The sequence below is a fragment of the Frigoribacterium sp. CFBP 8759 genome, assembly GCF_014841655.1.
In the GTDB taxonomy this organism is placed as follows: Bacteria; Actinomycetota; Actinomycetes; order Actinomycetales; family Microbacteriaceae; genus Frigoribacterium.
In genome coordinates, this window is the sequence record NZ_JACYUH010000002.1 from 407,325 (window position 1) to 425,458 (window position 18,134).

Sequence of the window (18,134 nt, forward strand, 5' to 3'; positions counted from 1 at the left end):
CAATTCCTGGCTGCTGCGACGTGCGCGGACGAGCGGCGGCCCCGGCCGCCGTGGTGACGACACGGGTCAGGAGTTGCCGACGGCCAAGGACGAGGAGGCGCGGGCCGCGTTCCAGTCGCGCCACATCGCCTTGAGGTCCCACGCGTTCTCGGCCTCGAGCGAGATGCCGCGCTCGCCGGTGCGACGCGTGCGTCCCTGGATCACCATCAGCTGTGTGCCGAACAGCAGCGAGCCGGCGCGGGCCTGGGCCTCCTCGAAGAACGTGGAGTCGGAGCAACCGCTGCCGTCGTCGAGGCTGATGAAGACCACGCGTTTGCCGCTGCGCATCGGCGGGGTCTGGGTCGCGATGCGGATGCCCGCCACGAGCACGGTCGTGCCGTTCCAGTGGTCGCGCAGGTCGGCGGCGCGCACCACGCCCAGGTCGTCGAGCATGGGCCGGTAGCTCTCGATCACGTGTTCGCTGACCTCCATCGAGAGGATGTCGAGCTCGTCGGCGACCCGCTGCCGGGCGTCGACGTCGGGCGTGCCGGTCGGCACCGTGTCGGAGTCGTCGATCGAGAAGTCGAGCTGGTTCTCGACGTCGGTGGCCTTCGGGCGCGACGACCGGCCGGTGAGCGCCCGAACCCGCGCCAGGACGTCGCCGCGGGTGCGGCCGGGCCCGGCGACCGAGTCGAGCGCCCCGACCTGCGCCAGGCGCTCGAAGAGCGATCGGGACGGCGTCGCCCGCTGCCAGAAGTCGGTGATCGAGTCGTAGGGACGGTTCACGACCACCCGGGCCAGCTCGGCGTCGCTGATGCCGTGCACGTCGGCCAGCGACAGCCGCAGACCGAGGTCGCCGACCCGGGTCGGCGCGATCGGGGTCGCGGGCGGCCGGAGGCGCTCGACCCGGTAGACGTCGGTCGAGGCGTTGACGTCGAGCGGCAGCACGGGGACGCCCATGCGTCGCGCCTCGGTCAGCAGCAACCGCTTCGGGTACATGCCCGGGTCGTGGGTGAGGACGCCCGCCAGGAACTCGGCCGGGTAGTGGGTCTTCAACCACGCGCTCTGGTAGGTCGGCAGGGCGAACGCGGCCCCGTGGGCCTTGCAGAAGCCGAACGACCCGAACCCCTTGAGCGCGGCCCAGATCCGGTCGACCGCGGCGTCGTCGAAGCGTCGCCTCCCGGTCGCGGGGTCGAGGTTGCCGCGGGTGCGCTCGCGGAAGGTCGCCTCGAGCGCGTCGTCGTCGCCCTTGCCCATGTGTCGTCGGATCTCGTCGGCCTCGGCGAGCGACACCTGCATGGTCGCCTCGAGGATGCGCAGCACGTGCTCGTGGTAGATGACCACCCCGTAGCTGTCGTCGAGGAACGACGCGAAGCTCGGGTGCAGGTAGTCGGGCTGTTGGAATCCGTGCTTGGTGTCGAGGAACGGCGCGATCATGTTGCCCTTCATCGGGCCGGGCCGGAACAGCGAGATGTCGGCGATGAGGTCTTCGTAGCGGTCGGGCTGCATCTTGCCGATCAGCTCGCGCTGACCAGGGCTCTCGATCTGGAACATGCCGAGCGTGTGGGTGGTGCGGATCGCCTCGAAGGTGGGCTCGTCGTCGTGCGGGATCTCGTCGAGCTCGATGCGACCCTGGCGGTTCACGTAGGGCACGTCGACGGGCAGGGCGCCGGCGAGGGCGGCACGGGGGCCGTTGACGCGTTCGATCTCGTCGAGGGCGTAGGCGAGCGAGCTCTGCATGCGGACGCCGAGGACGTCCAGCTTGAGCAGGCCGGCGTCGTTCATGTCGTACTTGTCGAACTGGCTCATCGGCAGGCCGATGCCGCTGGGCTGGACGGGGGTCGTGCTGAGCAGGTCGGAGTCGCCGAGGATGACCCCGCACGGGTGCATCGAGATGTGCCGGGGCAGACGGTCGAGCCGTTCGCTGAGGTCGACGAGCAGGTCGATCTGGTCGTTGCTCCGGGCGAGTTCGGCGATCTCGCGCAGCTCGGGTTTCTCGGCCATCGCCGTGCGCAGGTCTCGGGCGTTCGACCGCCAGACGTTCTTGGCCACGAGGTCGATCTGCTCGTCGTCGAGGCCCAGCGCGAGACCGGCGTCGCGCACCGCCCCGCGTCCGCGGTAGGTGGACTGCATCGACATGAGCGTGACCCGGTTGCTGCCGTACCGGTCGAAGATCGCCCGGTAGACCTCGTGCCGCCGCGCCGCCTCGACGTCGATGTCGATGTCGGGCAGGGTCTCGCGCTTGTTGCCGAGGAACCGTTCGAACAGCAGGTCGTGCTCGATCGGGTCGACGTTCGAGATGCGCAGCAGGTAGGTGACGAGGCTGCCCGCCCCCGATCCCCGCGCCGCGTTGCGCACCCGCAGGTCGCGCATCAGTGCGGAGACGTCGGCCACGGTGAGGAAGTACCCGGCGAAGCCGAACCCGGTGATGATGCCGAGTTCGTAGCGCATGCGGTCCTCGACCTTGTCGCGCAGGGCACGGTCGGCGTCGCCGAAGCGTTCGGTGACGCCGGCCTGGGCCTGCCGGAACAGCGCCTGGTCGGGGTCGCCGTCGACGCCGATCGCACTGAGCTCCGGCACCTTCGGGCGGCCCCAGCCGAGGTCGGCGACGGGGTCGAGTCGGCACCGGTCGGCCAGGCGTTCGGTGGCTGCGAGCATCTCGTCGCCGACGCTGCGGGGCAACGACGAGGCGTCGCTCACCAGACGGGCCAGTCGGCGCATGTCGGCGGGGCGTTTGAGGTAGGCCTGGGCGTTCGGTTGGGGCCGGAACGAGCCGAGGGCGGCCAGGTGCCCTGCCGAGTCGAGCACGTCGGCCGTGACGGCCTCGTCGGGATCGAGGTACCGCACGGCGTTCGTGAGCACGGCCGGCACCCCGACGTGGTCGGCCAACTCGAGCATGCGGGCGGCGTGCCGGATGCTGCGGCTCTCGCCCGGCTCGGTCAGGTGGCAGACCACCTCGACCACCACGCCGCCCGGCAGCGTCGCCGCCCAGTCGGCGAGCGACGCCGCGGCCTCGCTGTGACGCCCCGCCTGGACCAGCCGGCCCACGTCGGAGTCGGGCCCCAGCAGCACGGTCGCCGCCGGCTCGGTCTCGCCCTGGACGAAGCCCCTCACCCGGGACCGGGCGATGGTCGCCACGCTGTTGGCACTGCCGCTGGCGCGGCGGGTGGCCCGACCGTGGGACGCGCTGATCAGCCGGCACAGCGCCGCCCACCCCGCCTTCGCCGGCCCGCCGCCCCGCGCCCCGTGCGCCAGCACCACGATGCGGTCGACCCCGCCGACGGCCCCGCCTCCGACGGCACCACCGTCCACGAACCCCTCGCGGTCGTCCCGGCAGCCCAGCTCGACCCCGACGATCGGGTCGACGCCCGCCGTCCGGCAGGCCCCGACGTGCCGGATCGCCCCGTACAGCCCGTCCCGGTCGGTGATCGCCGCCGCGTCGGCACCCGCCGCGACGGCGGCGTCGACGAGCGCCTTCGGGTGCGCCGTGCCGTGGTGGGCGCTGAACGCCGACGCGACGCGCAGGTGGGTGAAGCTCATGGTCGGTACCTCGGGCTGCTGAACCCCCGGCCGGGTCGTTCGAACAGGTGTTCGACCAGTGTACGTCGCTCCGATCGGCCGTCGCACCCCGTGGCCCGTCCCTCGGGTCCCACGGCCTGTCATCATCGGGGCATGTCCGATCGACGCCCCACCCCGACCGATCGACGCCCCGCCTCGCCCGATCGACGGTCCGCCCTGCGTCGCGACGCCCGCACCGCGACCCACTGGACCCGCGTCCTGCTGGCCCAACCGCGCCTCCTGCTCGCCGTGAAGACGGCGCTCGCCGCGGCCCTCGCCTACTGGATCGCGCCGCAGGTGCCCGGCGTCGCCGCCGACTACCCGTACTACGCGCCGCTCGGCGCCGTGATCGCGATGTACCCGACCATCAAGAGCTCGCTGCGACAGGGGTTCCAGGTGCTGGTCGGCGTGGTCGTCGGCATCGCCCTCGCCACGGCGGTCTTCTCGCTGCAGGACGGTCGGCCCGGCGTGTTGGCGGTGGCGCTCGTCGTCGGGGTCGGCGTGCTCGTGGCGGGCATCCGCTGGCTCGGCGCCGGTCGCGACTGGGTGCTCACGGCCGGGTTGTTCGTGCTGCTGCTCGGCGGCGCGAACGCCGAGGCCTACTCGCTGGGCTACATCGTGCAGATCGGCGTCGGCGTCGTCGTCGGCGTCGTGGTCAACCTGGTGCTCGTGCCGCCGCTCTACGCCTCGCGTGCCGAGGAGCGCCTCCTCCGGGTGAAGGACTCGCTGGCCGACCGGGCCGACGAGGTCGCCGGCGTGTTCGAGACCCCCTGGCCTCTCGAGGACGACGAATGGGAGCGTCGCGTGGGCGTCCTGCCGAGCACCCTCCGCCGCGTCCGCGAGACCGTCGCGTACGCGGACGAGTCCCGTCGCATGAACCCGCGGTGGTTGCTCCGCCGCCGCGACCTCGGCCAGGAGTACGCGGATCTCGCCACGTACGAGCGCGTCTCGTTCCACCTGCAGGACGTCGCCGAGGTCTCGGGCATCCTCGGTCGCCGGATCGGCCGGCAGATCGGCATGCCCGACGACCTCGCGCCCGACGTCGCCCACGCCGTGCACGGCGTCGCCACCGTCATCCGACGCCACGGGGCCGACGACGTCGACGCGTTCACCGACGCCCGGCGACGCGTCGCCGACCTCTGGGACGCCGTCGACCGCCACCGGGACCGCCCGACCACGGACACGAGCGGCGGCGTCTCGATCGCCGTCTCGCTCGGACGCATCATCGCCGCGCTCGACCCCGACGACACCACCGCGCCCCGCCCCGAGGACGACGCCGCCGAGGAGGGGCGCACGGCCGGCGACGACGACACCGGCGGCCGGGTGGGCGGCACCGACAGCACGGGGCCGGTCGACGACGACAGCGCACCCCGCGACACCGCCCCGCACGACACCGTGCAGGACGGCGAGGCCGACGCCGGTCGCTGACCCCGATACGGCGCTCACCCTCCGGGAGCAGTACGGTTGACCGGGCACCGGCGCCGAGACGCGACCCGTGCCCTCCGCGGCCGGGGCGGTCGACGGGAATGTCCGTCCCCCCTGTGCGTTGACACCCGTGGCCCCGAGAACCCCCGCCGCCTGATCGACTAGCGACGACACGATCGTCGCCCTCCCACGAAAGCTGCACTGTGACAGACACCACCACCCTCATCATCCTCGGAGCCAGCGGAGACCTCACCGAGCGTCTGCTGCTCCCCGGCCTCGCGAGCCTGCTCAAGAGCGACCGCGGCGTCGACGTCCAGCTCATCGGCACCGGCCGCAGCGAGCGCAGCCCCGAAGAGTGGGACGACGTCGTGAAGACCGCCTTCAACGGCGACGCCGGCAGCGACCTCGCCAAGAAGACGCTGGCGTCGAGCCGGTACCTCCAGGGCGACCCGACCACGGTCGAGCACCTGAAGGCCCTGTTCGAGGCCAGCGAGGGCACGCCGGTCATGTACTTCGCCCTGCCGCCCGCCATCAGCACCAAGGTGATCCAGGCGCTCGCCGAGATCGACCTGCCCGACGGCCTGCGCCTCGCCCTCGAGAAGCCGTTCGGCTCGGACGAAGAGAGCGCCCGCGAGCTCAACGCCGAACTCCTCAAGATCGTCCCCGAGGAGCGCATCCACCGCACCGACCACTTCCTCGGTCGCGCGACGGTCCTCAACATGATCGGCCTGCGCTTCGCCAACCGCCTCTTCGAACCGGTCTGGAACAGCGAGAACATCGAGAAGGTCGAGATCTTCTACGACGAGGTCCTCGGCCTCGAGGGTCGCGCCCAGTACTACGACAAGGCCGGCGCGCTGATCGACATGATCCAGAGCCACCTGCTGCAGGTGCTCGCCGTCATCGCGATGGACGCCCCGTCGAGCATCGACTCGGTCGAGCTGCGCAGCGAGATCGCCCGCGTCCTGCGCGCCACCTGGGTCAAGGACGCCGACCCGGTCGCCTCGAGCCGTCGCGCCCAGTACGCGGCCGGCACGATCGACGGCAAGGACGTCCCCGCCTACGCCGACGAGGACGGCGTCGACAACGAGCGCCAGACCGAGACCCTCGCCGAGGTCGAGTTCGAGGTCAAGACCCGTCGCTGGGCGGGCGTCCCGTTCATCCTGCGGTCGGGCAAGGGCATGACCAAGATCCGCAAAGAGGTGCTCATCACCTTCAAACCGGTCCCCGCGCTTCCCGAGGGCCTCAACGGTTCGTCGACGCCCGACACGCTCCGCATCGAGATCAGCCCCGAGACGATGGAGCTCGGCGTCACCACGAACGGCTCGGGCAACCCCTTCGACCTCGAGAAGTCGACGATGTCGGTCACCCTGGGCAAGCCCGAGCTCACGCCCTACGGCGAGGTGCTCAGCGGCATCTTCCACGACGACCCGACGCTCTCGATCCGCGGCGACGTGGCCGAGCGCTGCTGGGCGATCGTCGCTCCCGTGATCGAGGCCTGGAAGGCCGACCAGGTGCCGCTCGACACCTACGCCGCCGGGTCGACCGGTCCGTCGGACTGGCCCGCCTGATCCTGGTCGCGCACTCCTGACCGGCAGACCTCGACGGCCGCCCCGCTCTCGCGAGCAGGGCGGCCGTCGTCGCGTCCGGCAGCCGAGGAGGCGCGGGTCGGGTCACCCGCGGTCGTGCGCCTTCCCGATCGCGTCGGCCGCGCGCACCAGCGCCAGGTGCGACAACGCCTGCGGGGTGTTGCCGACGTGGCGCCCCGTCGCGACCTCGATCTCCTCCGAGAGCATCCCGACGTCGTTGCAGTAGCCGACCAGCCGGTCCATCAGGGCGACGGCGTCGTCGACGCGCCCCGAGGCGGCGTACTGCTCGGCCAGCCAGAACGAGCAGGTCAAGAACGGGTTCTCCGCCCCGTCCAGGCCGTCGATGCCGCTCTCGGTGCGGTAACGCATGAGCAGGCCGTCCTCCAGCAGATCGTGCTCGATGGCGGCGACGGTGCCGAGCATCCGGGGGTCGTCGGCGGCGACGAAGCCGACCTGCGGCAGCTGCAGCAGGGACGCGTCGACCTCGGTCGTGCCGTAGTGCTGGGTGAAGGAGGCGCGGTCGGCGTTCCAGCCGCGGGTCTCGATCTCGGTGCGCACCTCGTCACGCAGCCGGCGCCACCGGTCGACGGGGCCGTCGAGGCCGAACTGCTCGATGCCCTTGATGGCCCGGTCCAGAGCGGCCCAGATCATCACCCTCGAGTGGGTGAAGTGCTGCAACTCGCCGCGGATCTCCCAGATGCCGTTGTCGGGCCGGGTCCAGTTGTCCTCGACGTACTGCATGAGGGCACGCTGCAGGGGCCACGAGTACTCGCTCTCCTCGACGCCGAGCAGGCGGGCTTCGTGCAGGGCCACCATCACCTCTCCGAAGATGTCGCCCTGGTACTGCTGGTACGCGGCGTTCCCGATGCGCACCGGTGAGGCCCCGTCGTAGCCGGGCAGATGCCCGAGTTCGCTCTCGTGCAGGTACCGCTCGCCGGCCAGGCCGTACATGATCTGCACGTCGGCGGGGTCCCCGGCGATGGCACGCAGCAGCCAGCCGCGCCACCGGTCGGCCTCTTCGGCGTATCCGTGCAGGATGAGAGCCTGCAGCGTCATCGACGCGTCACGCAGCCACACGTAGCGGTAGTCCCAGTTGCGCGAGCCGCCGAACCGTTCGGGCAGGCTCGTGGTCGCCGCGGCGACGATGCCTCCGGTGTCCTCGTTGGTGAGGGCTCGGAGGATCAGGAGCGATCGGTGCACCTCGGGGGCGTAGGCCTCGGGGGCCGAGCAGCGTGAGGCCCACTCCTGCCACCAGGCGACGGTCTCGTCGATGCCGGCCGGCACGTCGAGGGGCGCCGGCGGTTCGCGGTGGGACGGGTACCAGGTGAGGCTGAGGTCGATCGTCTCGCCGGGGGAGACGTCGAACGTCGCCTCGTGCGTGTGGTCGGTGGCGGTCAGCCGGGGGCCGCGGACCACGACGGCGTCGGGCCCGGCCGTGGCGACGAGGGCCGTCTCGTCGCCCTCGGGGATCTGCCGCACCCAGGGGAGGGCCGTCCCGTAGCCGAACCGGATCGCGAGGTCCACGTGCATCGAGACGGTGCCCGAGACCCCGGTCACCCGGCGGACGACGTCGGCCCGCCGGTCGCCGTAGGGCATGAGGTCGGTGACCTCGACCACGCCGGTGGGCGTCGTCCAGCGGGTGACGAGCACGAAGGTGTCGTCGACGTATCGTCGGGTCGAGGTGGCGGCGGCGTCGGAGGGGGCCACGAGCCAGCGTCCGGCGTCGTGGTCGCCGAGCAGGGCACCGAAGGTCGACGCGGAGTCGAAGCGGGGGAGGCAGAGCCAGTCGATGCTGCCGTCGGAGCCGACGAGGCCTCCGGTGTGCAGGTCGCCGATCAGTGCGTAGTTCTCGATGGGCAGGGGCATGCGCTCATCAAACCAGCGCGCCCCGGAGCCGGGATCAGCGTTGCAGCGTCGGATCGGGCCAGAGCGTCTCGACCTTGGGCTTCTGCCGCCGGGTGCGAGCCCAGACGACGAACCCCGCGAGCGTGAAGGCACCGTAGAAGACGTACATGAACGCCGACGCGTAGTAGCCGGCGCTGAACAACAGGGGAGTGCCGACGAGGTCGACCGCGACCCAGATCAACCAGAACTCGACCCAGCCCTTGGCCATGCCGTAGGTGGCGAGGAGCGACCCGGTGAAGATCCAGGCGTCGGCCCACACGGGTTCGTACGACCCCAGCAGGCGGAACAGGGGGGTCAACGCGGCGGTGCCGCCGACGAGGACGACGACGATCAGCACCCGGTTCTTCCACCCCGCCCAGCGGGGCTCGACGGCCGCGCCGCCGGCGTCGTCGGCGTGCTTCCAGCGGTACCAGCCGTAGATCGACACCACGATGAACATCACCTGGCGTGCGGCTTGCCCGAGCAGGTTCACCGGGTTGGGGGTGTCGAACACCGCGCCGAGGAAGACGGTGAACAGCAGCGCGTTGCCCACGATGCCGATCGGCCAGGCCCAGACCTTGCGCCTCATGCCGCCGAGGGCGCTGAGCAGGCCGAAGACGTTGCCCACCACCTCGCGCCAGAGGATCGTCTGGTCGCCGATGTGCACCTGCGCGTCGAACAACCACAGCAACGGATTCATCGGGAGGCTCTCTTCGGTCGGGGAGGCGGGTGGTGCGGGACCACGGCGTCCCCGGGGCGCAGGGCGCCTGGTGCGTCAACGAGTGTGGCACGGGGGGAATTCCCGACGTCGCACGGCTCACCGGCCACCGTCGTCCGACGGACGCCCCGGGTTCAGGCGAACAGCTGCTGCTCGACCCGGTCGTCGAACACCCCGAGCAGCAACCACGAGTCGCCTCGGCCGTCGAGCGCCAGGTCGAAGGTGCCGTCGACCCGGTGGGCACCGTCCGTGAGCGGCACGGCGTCGACCCGCCAGACCGTCATCTCGAGCAGGTGCGCGCTCGCCCCGCGTGGTGCCCGGGTCGCCGATCGCCACCAGTCGGTCCGAGTGACCCAGAGTTCGGGCGAACTGACGACGCCGTACACGACCCCCCGCCACTCGAAGCGCAGGGGCGCCCCGTCGGCGGTCGTCTCGACCGGGACCTTCTCGTCCACCCTCATCTGCCGACCTCTCGTTCGAATGTGTGTTCGAACGGAGTCTACGAACCCCCACCGACATCGACCACCCCCGGTGCGGGCCCGAGGCCCGGGTGCCGAGGCGCCGGCGTCCTCACCAGCCGGGCAGCGCCTCCTCGACGTGGACGACCGCCTCGCGGGGCAGGCCGGCCTCGTCGGCGAACGACCGCCACCGCCCCACCGCGTCACGCACCTCGTCGACGATGCCCGACGCGTCCCGCACCAGGAAACGGTCCGCCAGGCGCATCACGTCGGCCCGCGAGACGTCACGGAAGACGCCGTCCACCCCCATGAGGTGCTGGTACGTCCACCGCCCGGTCGGGTTGTGCGCGAACGTCACGTCGTACGCGGGCGACAGCCCCCACGACGCCTCGGGCCCCGCCAACAGGAACGACGAGTTCTTCGTGTGGTCGTCGTTGTTGGCCGCCAGCACGTTGAAGACCATCCGGCGGAACGCCTGCGCCATCGCCTCGTCGCCCGACCCCATCCGACGGACGGCGTCGAACAGCTGCCCGTAGTCGTGGGCCTGTCGCTGCCGGAAGTCGAGATGGGCCGCCCCACACAGCGTGAGGACGTGGGCCTTGCCCTCGGCCCGGCGGTCGAACCGACGCGTCATGAAGTGCGACCGCCCGTTCTCGTCGAGCAACCGGCACTCGGCCATGTCGATCCCCGCCGCCCCCGCCATCAGCGAATACGCGTACTCGACCCGTCCGGCGAGACCTCCCGACCCCAGCTCGGAGTCCGGGCCCACCCCGTCCAGCTTGATCAACCAGTGCTCGAACCCGTCCGGCGCCGCCACCTGGCCCGACCGGATCTCGCCCGTGCCACGGTTCCACGCGACCACCGCCTTCGCCCGCGCCCCACCCGCCGACGTCCCCACCTGGATCAACGACCTGATCGCCGACTCCGCCTCGCGGTCGTCGCCGAAGCTGGCGTCCAGCACGCTGCGTGCCCCCTCGACGAGCGCACTCAGTTCGACCGCGCTCGTCGTCCGCTGACGCGGTCCCCGCGCCGGCCGGAACTCCAACGCCCCCATGGCCCGGTCCGCCATGTACGCCAACCGGTCGAGCGGGCTCACCTGCTGCCGTGACACCCCCTGGCGCACCAACCAGGCGTCGATCACCGCATTGCCGAAGTCGTCCGGCATCGCGTCCGCCAGCACGGCGGGCAGGCGATGGAACGTCGCCTCGGGCAACTGCGGGAAGACGTGCCGCCGCGTACGCACCGGCATCGTCAGTGGCGCCAACTCGATGCCGCGCGCCACCCAGTCCGGGTAGTACTCGAAGACGTACGCCCCGATCGCCGGGTCGAGCGCCACGGCCCCCACCCGGAGACCCCACGCCGTCACCTCGACCGCACGGACCGGGACCCAGCTCACGAGTCGCCGCCCGGCGATCGTCCGCCCCGCGGGCGATACACCCGACGTCGCGGCTCGTCGCCCGCCGACCGCAGCACGTCGAGCGGGCTGACGGCGCTCGCCGGGGCGATGCCCCCGAGGACGTCGTCGGCACCGAGGGCCCGCAGGACGCGGACGAGCGTGCGCAACGTGCTGCCGCGGCCGGCCTCGAGGGACTGCACCGTGCTGGGGGACAGGTCGGCCCGTCGGGCGAGTTCGAGTTGGTCGAGTCCCCGGTCGAGCCGCAGGCGACGGACCTGCTCGCCGACCTGGCGTTCACGCTCGTCCGTCGACACGAGCGGGGGCACCGGCACTCGTGCGGCCTGGTCGTCGTCGAACACGATGCTCCAATCTCGGGATGATCCACGATAGCAGCCAGGTCGACCCACAAAACAGGACTATCCCACTATCACAGGATCAGCACGAGCTACCAGGGTCAGTCGATCACGCCGTTGTCGAGGAGTTGTTCCCACAGGCCGGCGCCGTCGGGTGCCGACACCCAGACGACGTCGCTGCCCTCGGCGTGTTCCGACCGCGACCGTCCACCGGCCAGCACGGCCTCGCTCGGCGACAGCTGACGGATCGCCACGGCGGCCACGTTCTCGGGGTGGTCGTGCAGGAACGTGCCGTACAGCTCTTCGTCGTGTTGCCCGTCGTCGCCGACGAGCAGCCACTTGAGCTCGGGGAACTCGTCGGCGAGGCGGCGCAGGGACTCCTGTTTGTGCAGGCGACCGCTGCGGAAGATCCGGTCGTGGGTGGGGCCCCAGTCGGTCAACAGGAGTGCGCCGCTCGGGTACAGGTTGCGGGACAGGAAGCGGGACAGCGTCGGCGCCACGTTCCAGGCGCCCGTCGAGAGGTAGATGACGGGGCACCCGGGGTTCGCCGCGTTCAGGCGCTCGTAGAGCACGGCCATGCCGGGCACCGGGCGACGGGCGTGCTCGTTGAGCACGAAGGTGTTCCAGGCCGCGAGCAGCGGCCGGGGCAGCGAGGTGACCATCACGGTGTCGTCGATGTCCGAGACGATGCCGAACCGCGCCTCCGGATCGATGACGAAGATCGGCGCCTCGACCGGCACGGACCCCTCGGTGCTCAGGGTCGCGACGTGCCAGCCGGGTTCGAGGTCGACGGCGATGCGGGCGTCGAGCACGCCACCGCGGTCGGCCTGGACGCGTTGGACGCGACCGCCGAGCGAGACCTCGACCAGGGCCTTCTCGACGGGCACGCTGGTGAAGCTGCGCCACCCCCGGACGTTGAGGCGGTCCACGCCCGACAGCGTGCCCGTCCGGGTGAGCAGGACGCGGGACAGCACCCGCGCCCATCCGGGAGCGCCGTAGCCGGTGTACGGCACGACGGTGGGCAGGAGGCCGCGGCGTCGCGCCCGCTTCTCACGGAAGCGGTGGACCGAGTTCTCGATGCGGGCCGCTCGGTGGAGGAAGGGCTCGACGGCGGCGGGCGGTGCCTTGCGGGTGTCGGGCATCCGGTCAGTCTCGCACGATGGGTCGTCGGACGGACGGACGGACCGCCGACGGACCGGATCAGCCGACGGGGGCCAGCAGACCGGGGTGGTCGACCGACGACGAGCCGACCTCGGGGCCGACCTCGTGGTGCAGCAGGCGCGCGGCGATCTCGTCGCTGAGGCCGGCGATGCCTTGCACCAGGTCGTCGTCGCCCTCGGTCTCGGGGTCGAGCCAGTCGTCCATGACGTCGGTGCCGACGAGCACCGGCATGCGGTCGTGCACCTCGGACACCGGACCCGAGGAGGCGCGGGTCAACACGGTGGTCGACAACAGCCACCGAGACGGGGCGCCCACCTCGGCCGACGGGTCTCGCCACCACTCGTAGAGCGCGCCGAACAACACCACCTCGTCGTCGGGCAGCCGCACGAGGACGGGGCGCTTCGAGCCGTCGGGCAGGGTCTGCCACTCGTACCACCCGGTGGCCGGGACCAGGCCGCGGCGCGAGACCACGGCGTCGCGGAACGACGGCTTCTCGGCGACCGACTCGGACCGTGCGTTGAACAGCGGGGGACCGGAGTCGGGCCCTGCCGAGCCACCGGGCACGAGACCCCACCGCGCCGCGGCGAGCCGTCGGACCGGCGGGCCGCCGGCGTCCTCGCCCCGAGGAGCCGCGTCGACGAGCAGACTCACCGGCCGGGTCGGAGCGATATTCCAGGAAGGCTCTGGGAGAGTGTCTCCTGATACATCGACGTCGAACAGGGCCACCAGGTCGCTCGAGGCGCGTGCCATCACGAATCGTCCGCACATGCGATCCATTCTGGTGGCAGCCGCCGACATCCGGTGACCGCCACCTCGGTCCCCCTTCCGACGTCATCGCACCGTGCCCGACCCCGTCGAGGCATCGCCACGAAACGGAGAAACGTTGCTCGTCACCGACGTCAATGACGCACTGCCCGGGGGTTCACCGCTGCTGAGGAACGAGCCGGTCCAGGCTCGCAGTTCCGCGCGGCTCACCGGGCTGCTCGACGCGGCCGCGGCCATCATCGACGAGATCGGCTACGAGCGTCTGACCACGGCCATGGTCGCCGAGCGGGCGGGCGCCTCGATCGGCACGGTCTACCGCTACTTCCCCGACCGCATCGCCGTCGTCGACGCGCTCGCCCTGCGTTCCGTCCAGCGTCTGACCGTCCGGGTCGACGAGGCCGTGTCCGACGACGCCGTCACCGACTGGCGTCGTGCCGTCGACCTGTTCGTCGACGCCAAGGCCGAGATGTACCGCAGCGAGCCCGGTTTCCGGGCCATCCGCTTCGGCGACGCACCCGACGTGCGCACGCCCGAGACGCGCCAGTACACGAGCCCCCTGGCCGAGCAGCTGCTCGCCGTGCTCGTCGACCACTGCTCGGTGCCGCGCACCGACGAGCTCGAGCTGGGCCTCCAGGTGGCGGTCGAGATCGCCAATGCCCTGCTGGCGCGCGCCTTCATCGACGACGCCGAGGGCGACGGCCGCTTCGTCGACCAGTGCCGCACGGTCCTGACGGGCTACCTCGAGCCCCTCGTCGGCGCGCACTGACCTCGTCGGCCGTGTGACGGCCGGCGTCGGGGGCCCCGGCGGGGTCGATGACGCTTCGTCGGGATCTGTGGTTGGGTGAACGCCCTGGCAAGTGTCGATTCGTGCTGCCCACGAGGAATGAGCCACCCATGATCGAGTTCCGTTCCGTGACGAAGCAGTACCCCGACGGCACCCTGGCGGTGGACGACTTCAGCCTGGTGATCCCGTCCCGGAAGACCACGGTCTTCGTCGGGTCGAGCGGCTGCGGCAAGACGACGATCCTGCGGATGATCAACCGCATGGTCGACCCGACCTCCGGTGTCATCGAGATCGACGGCAAGTCGATCGGCGACCTCGAGCCCGTCGGGCTCCGCCGCAGCATCGGCTACGTCATGCAGAACTCCGGTCTCCTTCCGCATCGCAAGGTCGTCGACAACATCGCGACCGTCCCCGTCCTCAAGGGCACGTCGAAGAAGGTCGCCCGTGACCGCGCCCTCGAGCTCATGGACACGGTCGGTCTCGACCGTGACCTGGCCCAGCGCTACCCGAGCCAGCTGTCCGGTGGGCAGCAACAGCGGGTCGGCGTGGCCCGTGGCCTCGCCGTCGACCCGAACATCCTGCTCATGGACGAGCCCTTCGGTGCCGTCGATCCGCTCGTCCGGTCCGACCTGCAGCAAGAGCTCATCCGGTTGCAGCGCGAACTCGACAAGACCGTCGTCTTCGTCACGCACGACATCGACGAGGCCTTCTACCTCGGCGACCAGGTCGTGATCCTCGAGAAGGGCGGCCAGATCGCCCAGCAGGGCAGCCCCGCCGAGATCCTCTCGGCACCCGCCACCGACTTCGTCGCCGAGTTCATCGGAGCCAACCGGGGCAAGCGTGCCCTCCACGTCGAGCAGACGCCGACCGGGCAGGTGGTGGTGGACGGCGACGGGCGCACCGCCGGGGTGCTGACCGAGTCGGTCCGAGGTGGGCAGGCGTCGTGAACTGGATCTGGTCCAACAGCGACTACATCCTCGACAAGACGATCGTGCACCTCGGCCTGAGCGTGCCGCCGGTAATCCTGGCGTTCGTCATCTCGCTGCCCATCGGCTGGTTCGCGAACCGCTACCGGGTGTCGAGGGGAATCCTCACGGTCGCCGGTCTGTTCTACGCGATTCCGTCCTTGCCCCTCCTCATCGCCCTGCCGGTGGTCTTCGGCACCTCGCTGCGGAGTCCCGTCAACATCGTCATCGGCCTCACCCTCTACGGCATCGCCCTCATGGTCCGGTCGGTGGCCGACGCCCTCGCCGCCGTCGAGGCCGACGTCACGCAGTCGGCGACGGCCGTGGGCTACTCGTCCTGGCAACGGTTCTGGAGGGTCGAGTTCCCCCTGGCGGGTCCGGTCATGCTCGCCGGTCTGCGGGTCGTCGTGGTGAGCACGGTCAGCCTCGCCACGGTCGGAGGGGTGCTCGGCGTCAACGGTCTGGGACTCCTCTTCATCGACGGCTTCCAGCGCGACATCACCGCCGAGATCGTGGCGGGGATCGTGCTCACCATCGTCATGGCCCTCGTGCTGGACTTCCTGCTCGTGCTCCTCGGGCGGGTCCTCATGCCCTGGAGCCGCAAGGACGCGAAGATCAAGCCCGTCGCTCCCGTCCAGGCCCGCCAGGAGGTCGTGCTGCCGTGAACTTCTTCGTCGAGGCGTTCGCCTGGCTCGCGGACCCGATCCACTGGACGGGTGCCGACGGCATCCCCACGAGGCTGGGCCAGCACCTCTGGTACAGCGCCCTCTCGGTGGTGATCGCCTCGGTGATCGCCGTTCCCGTCGGGTACCTCATCGGACACACCGGCCGTGGTCGCTCGATCGCCGTCTCGATCTCGGGCGGCGCGCGTGCCCTGCCCTCCTTCGGCGTCATCACCCTGATCGCCCTGTCCGTCGGCATCGGCCTCACCGCGCCGATCATCTCGTTCGTCATCCTGGCGATCCCGTCGGTGCTCGCCGGTGCCTACTCGGGGTTCGAGGCCGTCGACCGCAAGACCGTCGACGCCGCACGGGCCGTGGGCATGACCGAGTGGCAGATCATGACGAAGGTCGAGATGCCCCTCGGCCTGCCCCTGTTGATCGGCGGCATCCGGTCCGCCGTCCTCCAGGTCGTCGCGACGGCGACCCTCGCCACCTTCGTCGGCGCGGGCGGTCTCGGCAGCTACATCATCACGGGCCTCCGGGCGAACGACTACCCGAAGATGCTGGCGGGCTCCATCCTCGTCATCGCCCTCGCGGTCGTCCTCGAGATCCTCTTCTCGATCGTCCAGCGCCTCGTCGTCCCCGCCGGGGTCACGGCCGGGCGCCCCACCGACATCCGCTCCAGGGCCGTCCGGCCCGGGGCGGTCACGGCAACACCCCTCACGAAAGGCACACAGTGATCACAGCGAACAAGAAAGGCCGGCTCACCGTTCTCGGCGCGGTCGCGATCGGGGCCATGGTGGCCCTGGCAGGGTGCGCGTCGAGCGACCCGCTGAGCTCCGGCGACTCGTCGGCGTCGAGCGACGGCGACACGCTCGTCATCGGCTCGCAGCAGTACTACTCGAACGAGATCATCGCCGAGCTGTACGCCCAGGCCCTCGAGGCCAAGGGCTACACGGTCGACCGTCAGTACCAGATCGGTCAGCGCGAGGTCTACCTGCCCGAGCTCGAGTCCGGCAAGATCGACGTCTTCCCCGAGTACACCGGCAACCTGTTGCAGTACTACGACAAAGACGAGACCGCCAAGTCGCCCGAAGAGGTCGAGACGGCCCTCGCCGCCGCGTTGCCCTCCGGTCTGACCGCGTTGAAGGCCGCCGCGGCGTCCGACCAGGACAGCTACAACGTGACGAAGGAGTTCTCCGAGGAGAACGACATCACGAGCCTGGCCGACCTCAAGGACTACTCCGGCACGCTGACGTTGGGTGCTCCGCCCGAGAACGCCGAACGTCCCTACGGCCCTCCCGGGTTGAAGAGCATCTACGGTGTCGACGTCACCTCGACGCCGATCGACGACGGCGGTGGCCCGTTGACGGTCAAGGCCCTGACCGACGGCAGCGTCCAGCTGGCCGACATCTACACGGCCAGCCCGTTGATCGCCGAGAACGACCTCGTCACCCTGGACGACCCCGAGAACATGATCCTGCCGCAGAACGTGGTCCCGATCGTGTCCGACAAGGTCGACTCCGACGCGCAGGACGTCATCGACAGCGTCGACGAGGTCCTGAGCGCCTCCGACCTGCAGAAGCTCAACTCGAAGAGCCAGACCGACAAGGAGTCCTCGGCCACCATCGCCAAGGACTACCTGACCGAGAAGGGCCTGCTCGACAGCTAGGCCCCCTCGTCGAGAGCCCCGTTCCGTCCGCGGAACGGGGCTCTCCGTCGTCCGGGCCCCGCCCGGAGGGCGACCCCGAGGAGGCGCGGGTCAGGACGACCCGTCGCCCGCGTCCCCGTCGGGGCGTGTCATGTGGCGCTCCTCGCGGCGGTGCAGGACCTTCTTCACGACGACGACCAGCAGGACGAACGCGACGATGATGCCGACGAAGACGTACCCGGCCTGGTGCAGTCGGTCCGCCAGCTCGCGGTAGCCGCCCGCGGCCGCCGCGCCGACGGAGACGTAGGCGAGGGCCCAGAGGAGGCAGGCGGGGGCCGTCCAGGTGAGGAACGTCCGGTAGCGCATGGGGCTCGTGCCCACCGTCAACGGGATGAGCGAGTGCAGAACCGGCAGGAACCTCGAGACGAAGACGGCGATGCCGCCCCGTCGCGCGAGGTAGTTCTCGGCCCGGACCCAGTTCGCCTCGCCGAGGCGTCGTCCGAGCGCGCTCGCGCGGATCCTCGGTCCGAAGAACCGGCCGAGGGCGAACCCGACGCTCTCGCCCACCAGGGCGCCGAGGACGAGGGCGACCACGAGCGCACCGAACTCGAAGGGTGACCCCACCGCCGTGGCCGACACGATCGCCACCGTGTCGCCCGGCACGATCAGGCCTAGCAGCACCGACGTCTCGAGCACCATGGCGATGCCGGCCAGCACCGTCCTCAGCACGGGATCGACGGACTGCACCAGGTCGAGCAGGGTCGTCAGCACGTCGTTCACCCGCCCGAG

At 70.9% G+C, this 18,134-nt stretch carries 16 protein-coding genes; 7 read left to right on the forward strand and 9 right to left on the reverse strand.

The genetic code is table 11. The features are described from left to right. Positions 1-66: 66 nt before the first annotated feature. Positions 67-3,519: a DNA polymerase III subunit alpha gene (locus tag IFT79_RS07225; protein ID WP_056045756.1), complete on the reverse strand. Its 3,453-nt coding sequence runs from the start codon at positions 3,517-3,519 to the stop codon at positions 67-69. 132 nt (positions 3,520-3,651) lie between these two features. Here IFT79_RS07225 and IFT79_RS07230 point away from each other — a divergent pair, with 132 nt between their 5' ends. Then, positions 3,652-4,965, forward strand: a complete 1,314-nt coding sequence (locus IFT79_RS07230) for an FUSC family protein (RefSeq protein ID WP_192123458.1) — start codon at positions 3,652-3,654, stop codon at positions 4,963-4,965. A 200-nt stretch (positions 4,966-5,165) separates the two neighbouring features. Then, a complete protein-coding gene (locus tag IFT79_RS07235; RefSeq protein ID WP_192123459.1) occupies positions 5,166-6,530 on the forward strand; it encodes a glucose-6-phosphate dehydrogenase in 1,365 nt (454 codons plus the stop codon). 102 nt (positions 6,531-6,632) lie between these two features. Here the strand turns inward: IFT79_RS07235 and IFT79_RS07240 are convergent, their stop codons facing one another. The 7 genes from IFT79_RS07240 to IFT79_RS07270 form a co-directional block, all read right to left on the reverse strand. Next, on the reverse strand, positions 6,633-8,414 hold the full coding sequence (locus tag IFT79_RS07240; RefSeq protein ID WP_192123461.1) for a glycoside hydrolase family 15 protein: 1,782 nt from the start codon (positions 8,412-8,414) through the stop codon (positions 6,633-6,635). Positions 8,415-8,448: 34 nt separating this feature from the next. Beyond that, positions 8,449-9,132, reverse strand: coding sequence for a nicotinamide riboside transporter PnuC (gene pnuC, locus IFT79_RS07245; RefSeq protein ID WP_159824818.1), 684 nt, complete (start codon positions 9,130-9,132; stop codon positions 8,449-8,451). Between the two features lie 152 nt (positions 9,133-9,284). Continuing rightward, complete coding sequence (locus IFT79_RS07250; protein WP_055972315.1) at positions 9,285-9,611, reverse strand: DUF6504 family protein; 327 nt, start codon at positions 9,609-9,611, stop codon at positions 9,285-9,287. A gap of 109 nt (positions 9,612-9,720) precedes the next feature. Then, positions 9,721-11,004: a type II toxin-antitoxin system HipA family toxin gene (locus IFT79_RS07255; RefSeq protein ID WP_056045738.1), complete on the reverse strand. Its 1,284-nt coding sequence runs from the start codon at positions 11,002-11,004 to the stop codon at positions 9,721-9,723. After that, positions 11,001-11,363: a helix-turn-helix domain-containing protein gene (locus IFT79_RS07260; protein WP_056045735.1), complete on the reverse strand. Its 363-nt coding sequence runs from the start codon at positions 11,361-11,363 to the stop codon at positions 11,001-11,003. The genes IFT79_RS07255 and IFT79_RS07260 overlap by 4 nt, the downstream gene beginning before the upstream one ends. 95 nt (positions 11,364-11,458) lie before the next feature. After that, entirely contained in the window at positions 11,459-12,499 is a 1,041-nt protein-coding gene (locus IFT79_RS07265; RefSeq protein WP_056045734.1) for an App1 family protein, read from the reverse strand. A gap of 58 nt (positions 12,500-12,557) precedes the next feature. Continuing rightward, on the reverse strand, positions 12,558-13,316 hold the full coding sequence (locus tag IFT79_RS07270; RefSeq protein ID WP_082460251.1) for an SOS response-associated peptidase family protein: 759 nt from the start codon (positions 13,314-13,316) through the stop codon (positions 12,558-12,560). Positions 13,317-13,401: 85 nt separating this feature from the next. Here IFT79_RS07270 and IFT79_RS07275 point away from each other — a divergent pair, with 85 nt between their 5' ends. The 5 genes from IFT79_RS07275 to IFT79_RS07295 all read left to right on the forward strand — a co-directional run bounded on the left by IFT79_RS07275 (position 13,402) and on the right by IFT79_RS07295 (position 17,366). Continuing rightward, on the forward strand, positions 13,402-14,049 hold the full coding sequence (locus IFT79_RS07275) for a TetR/AcrR family transcriptional regulator (RefSeq protein ID WP_056045731.1): 648 nt from the start codon (positions 13,402-13,404) through the stop codon (positions 14,047-14,049). A gap of 128 nt (positions 14,050-14,177) precedes the next feature. Next, positions 14,178-15,014 (forward strand): ABC transporter ATP-binding protein, encoded by an 837-nt coding sequence (locus IFT79_RS07280; RefSeq protein WP_056045726.1) that lies wholly within the window; start codon positions 14,178-14,180, stop codon positions 15,012-15,014. Next, a complete protein-coding gene (locus tag IFT79_RS07285) occupies positions 15,011-15,697 on the forward strand; it encodes an ABC transporter permease subunit (RefSeq protein WP_192123462.1) in 687 nt (228 codons plus the stop codon). The genes IFT79_RS07280 and IFT79_RS07285 overlap by 4 nt, the downstream gene beginning before the upstream one ends. Continuing rightward, positions 15,694-16,434, forward strand: a complete 741-nt coding sequence (locus tag IFT79_RS07290; protein WP_056045720.1) for an ABC transporter permease — start codon at positions 15,694-15,696, stop codon at positions 16,432-16,434. The genes IFT79_RS07285 and IFT79_RS07290 overlap by 4 nt, the downstream gene beginning before the upstream one ends. Then, the gene (locus IFT79_RS07295) at positions 16,431-17,366 is read left to right on the forward strand and encodes an ABC transporter substrate-binding protein (protein WP_285063573.1); all 936 of its coding nucleotides are present in this window, start codon (positions 16,431-16,433) and stop codon (positions 17,364-17,366) included. The genes IFT79_RS07290 and IFT79_RS07295 overlap by 4 nt, the downstream gene beginning before the upstream one ends. Before the next feature lie 90 nt (positions 17,367-17,456). Here IFT79_RS07295 and IFT79_RS07300 read toward each other — a convergent pair whose 3' ends face one another. Then, positions 17,457-18,125 (reverse strand): DedA family protein, encoded by a 669-nt coding sequence (locus IFT79_RS07300; protein WP_192123463.1) that lies wholly within the window; start codon positions 18,123-18,125, stop codon positions 17,457-17,459. Between the last annotated feature and the right edge of the window lie 9 nt (positions 18,126-18,134).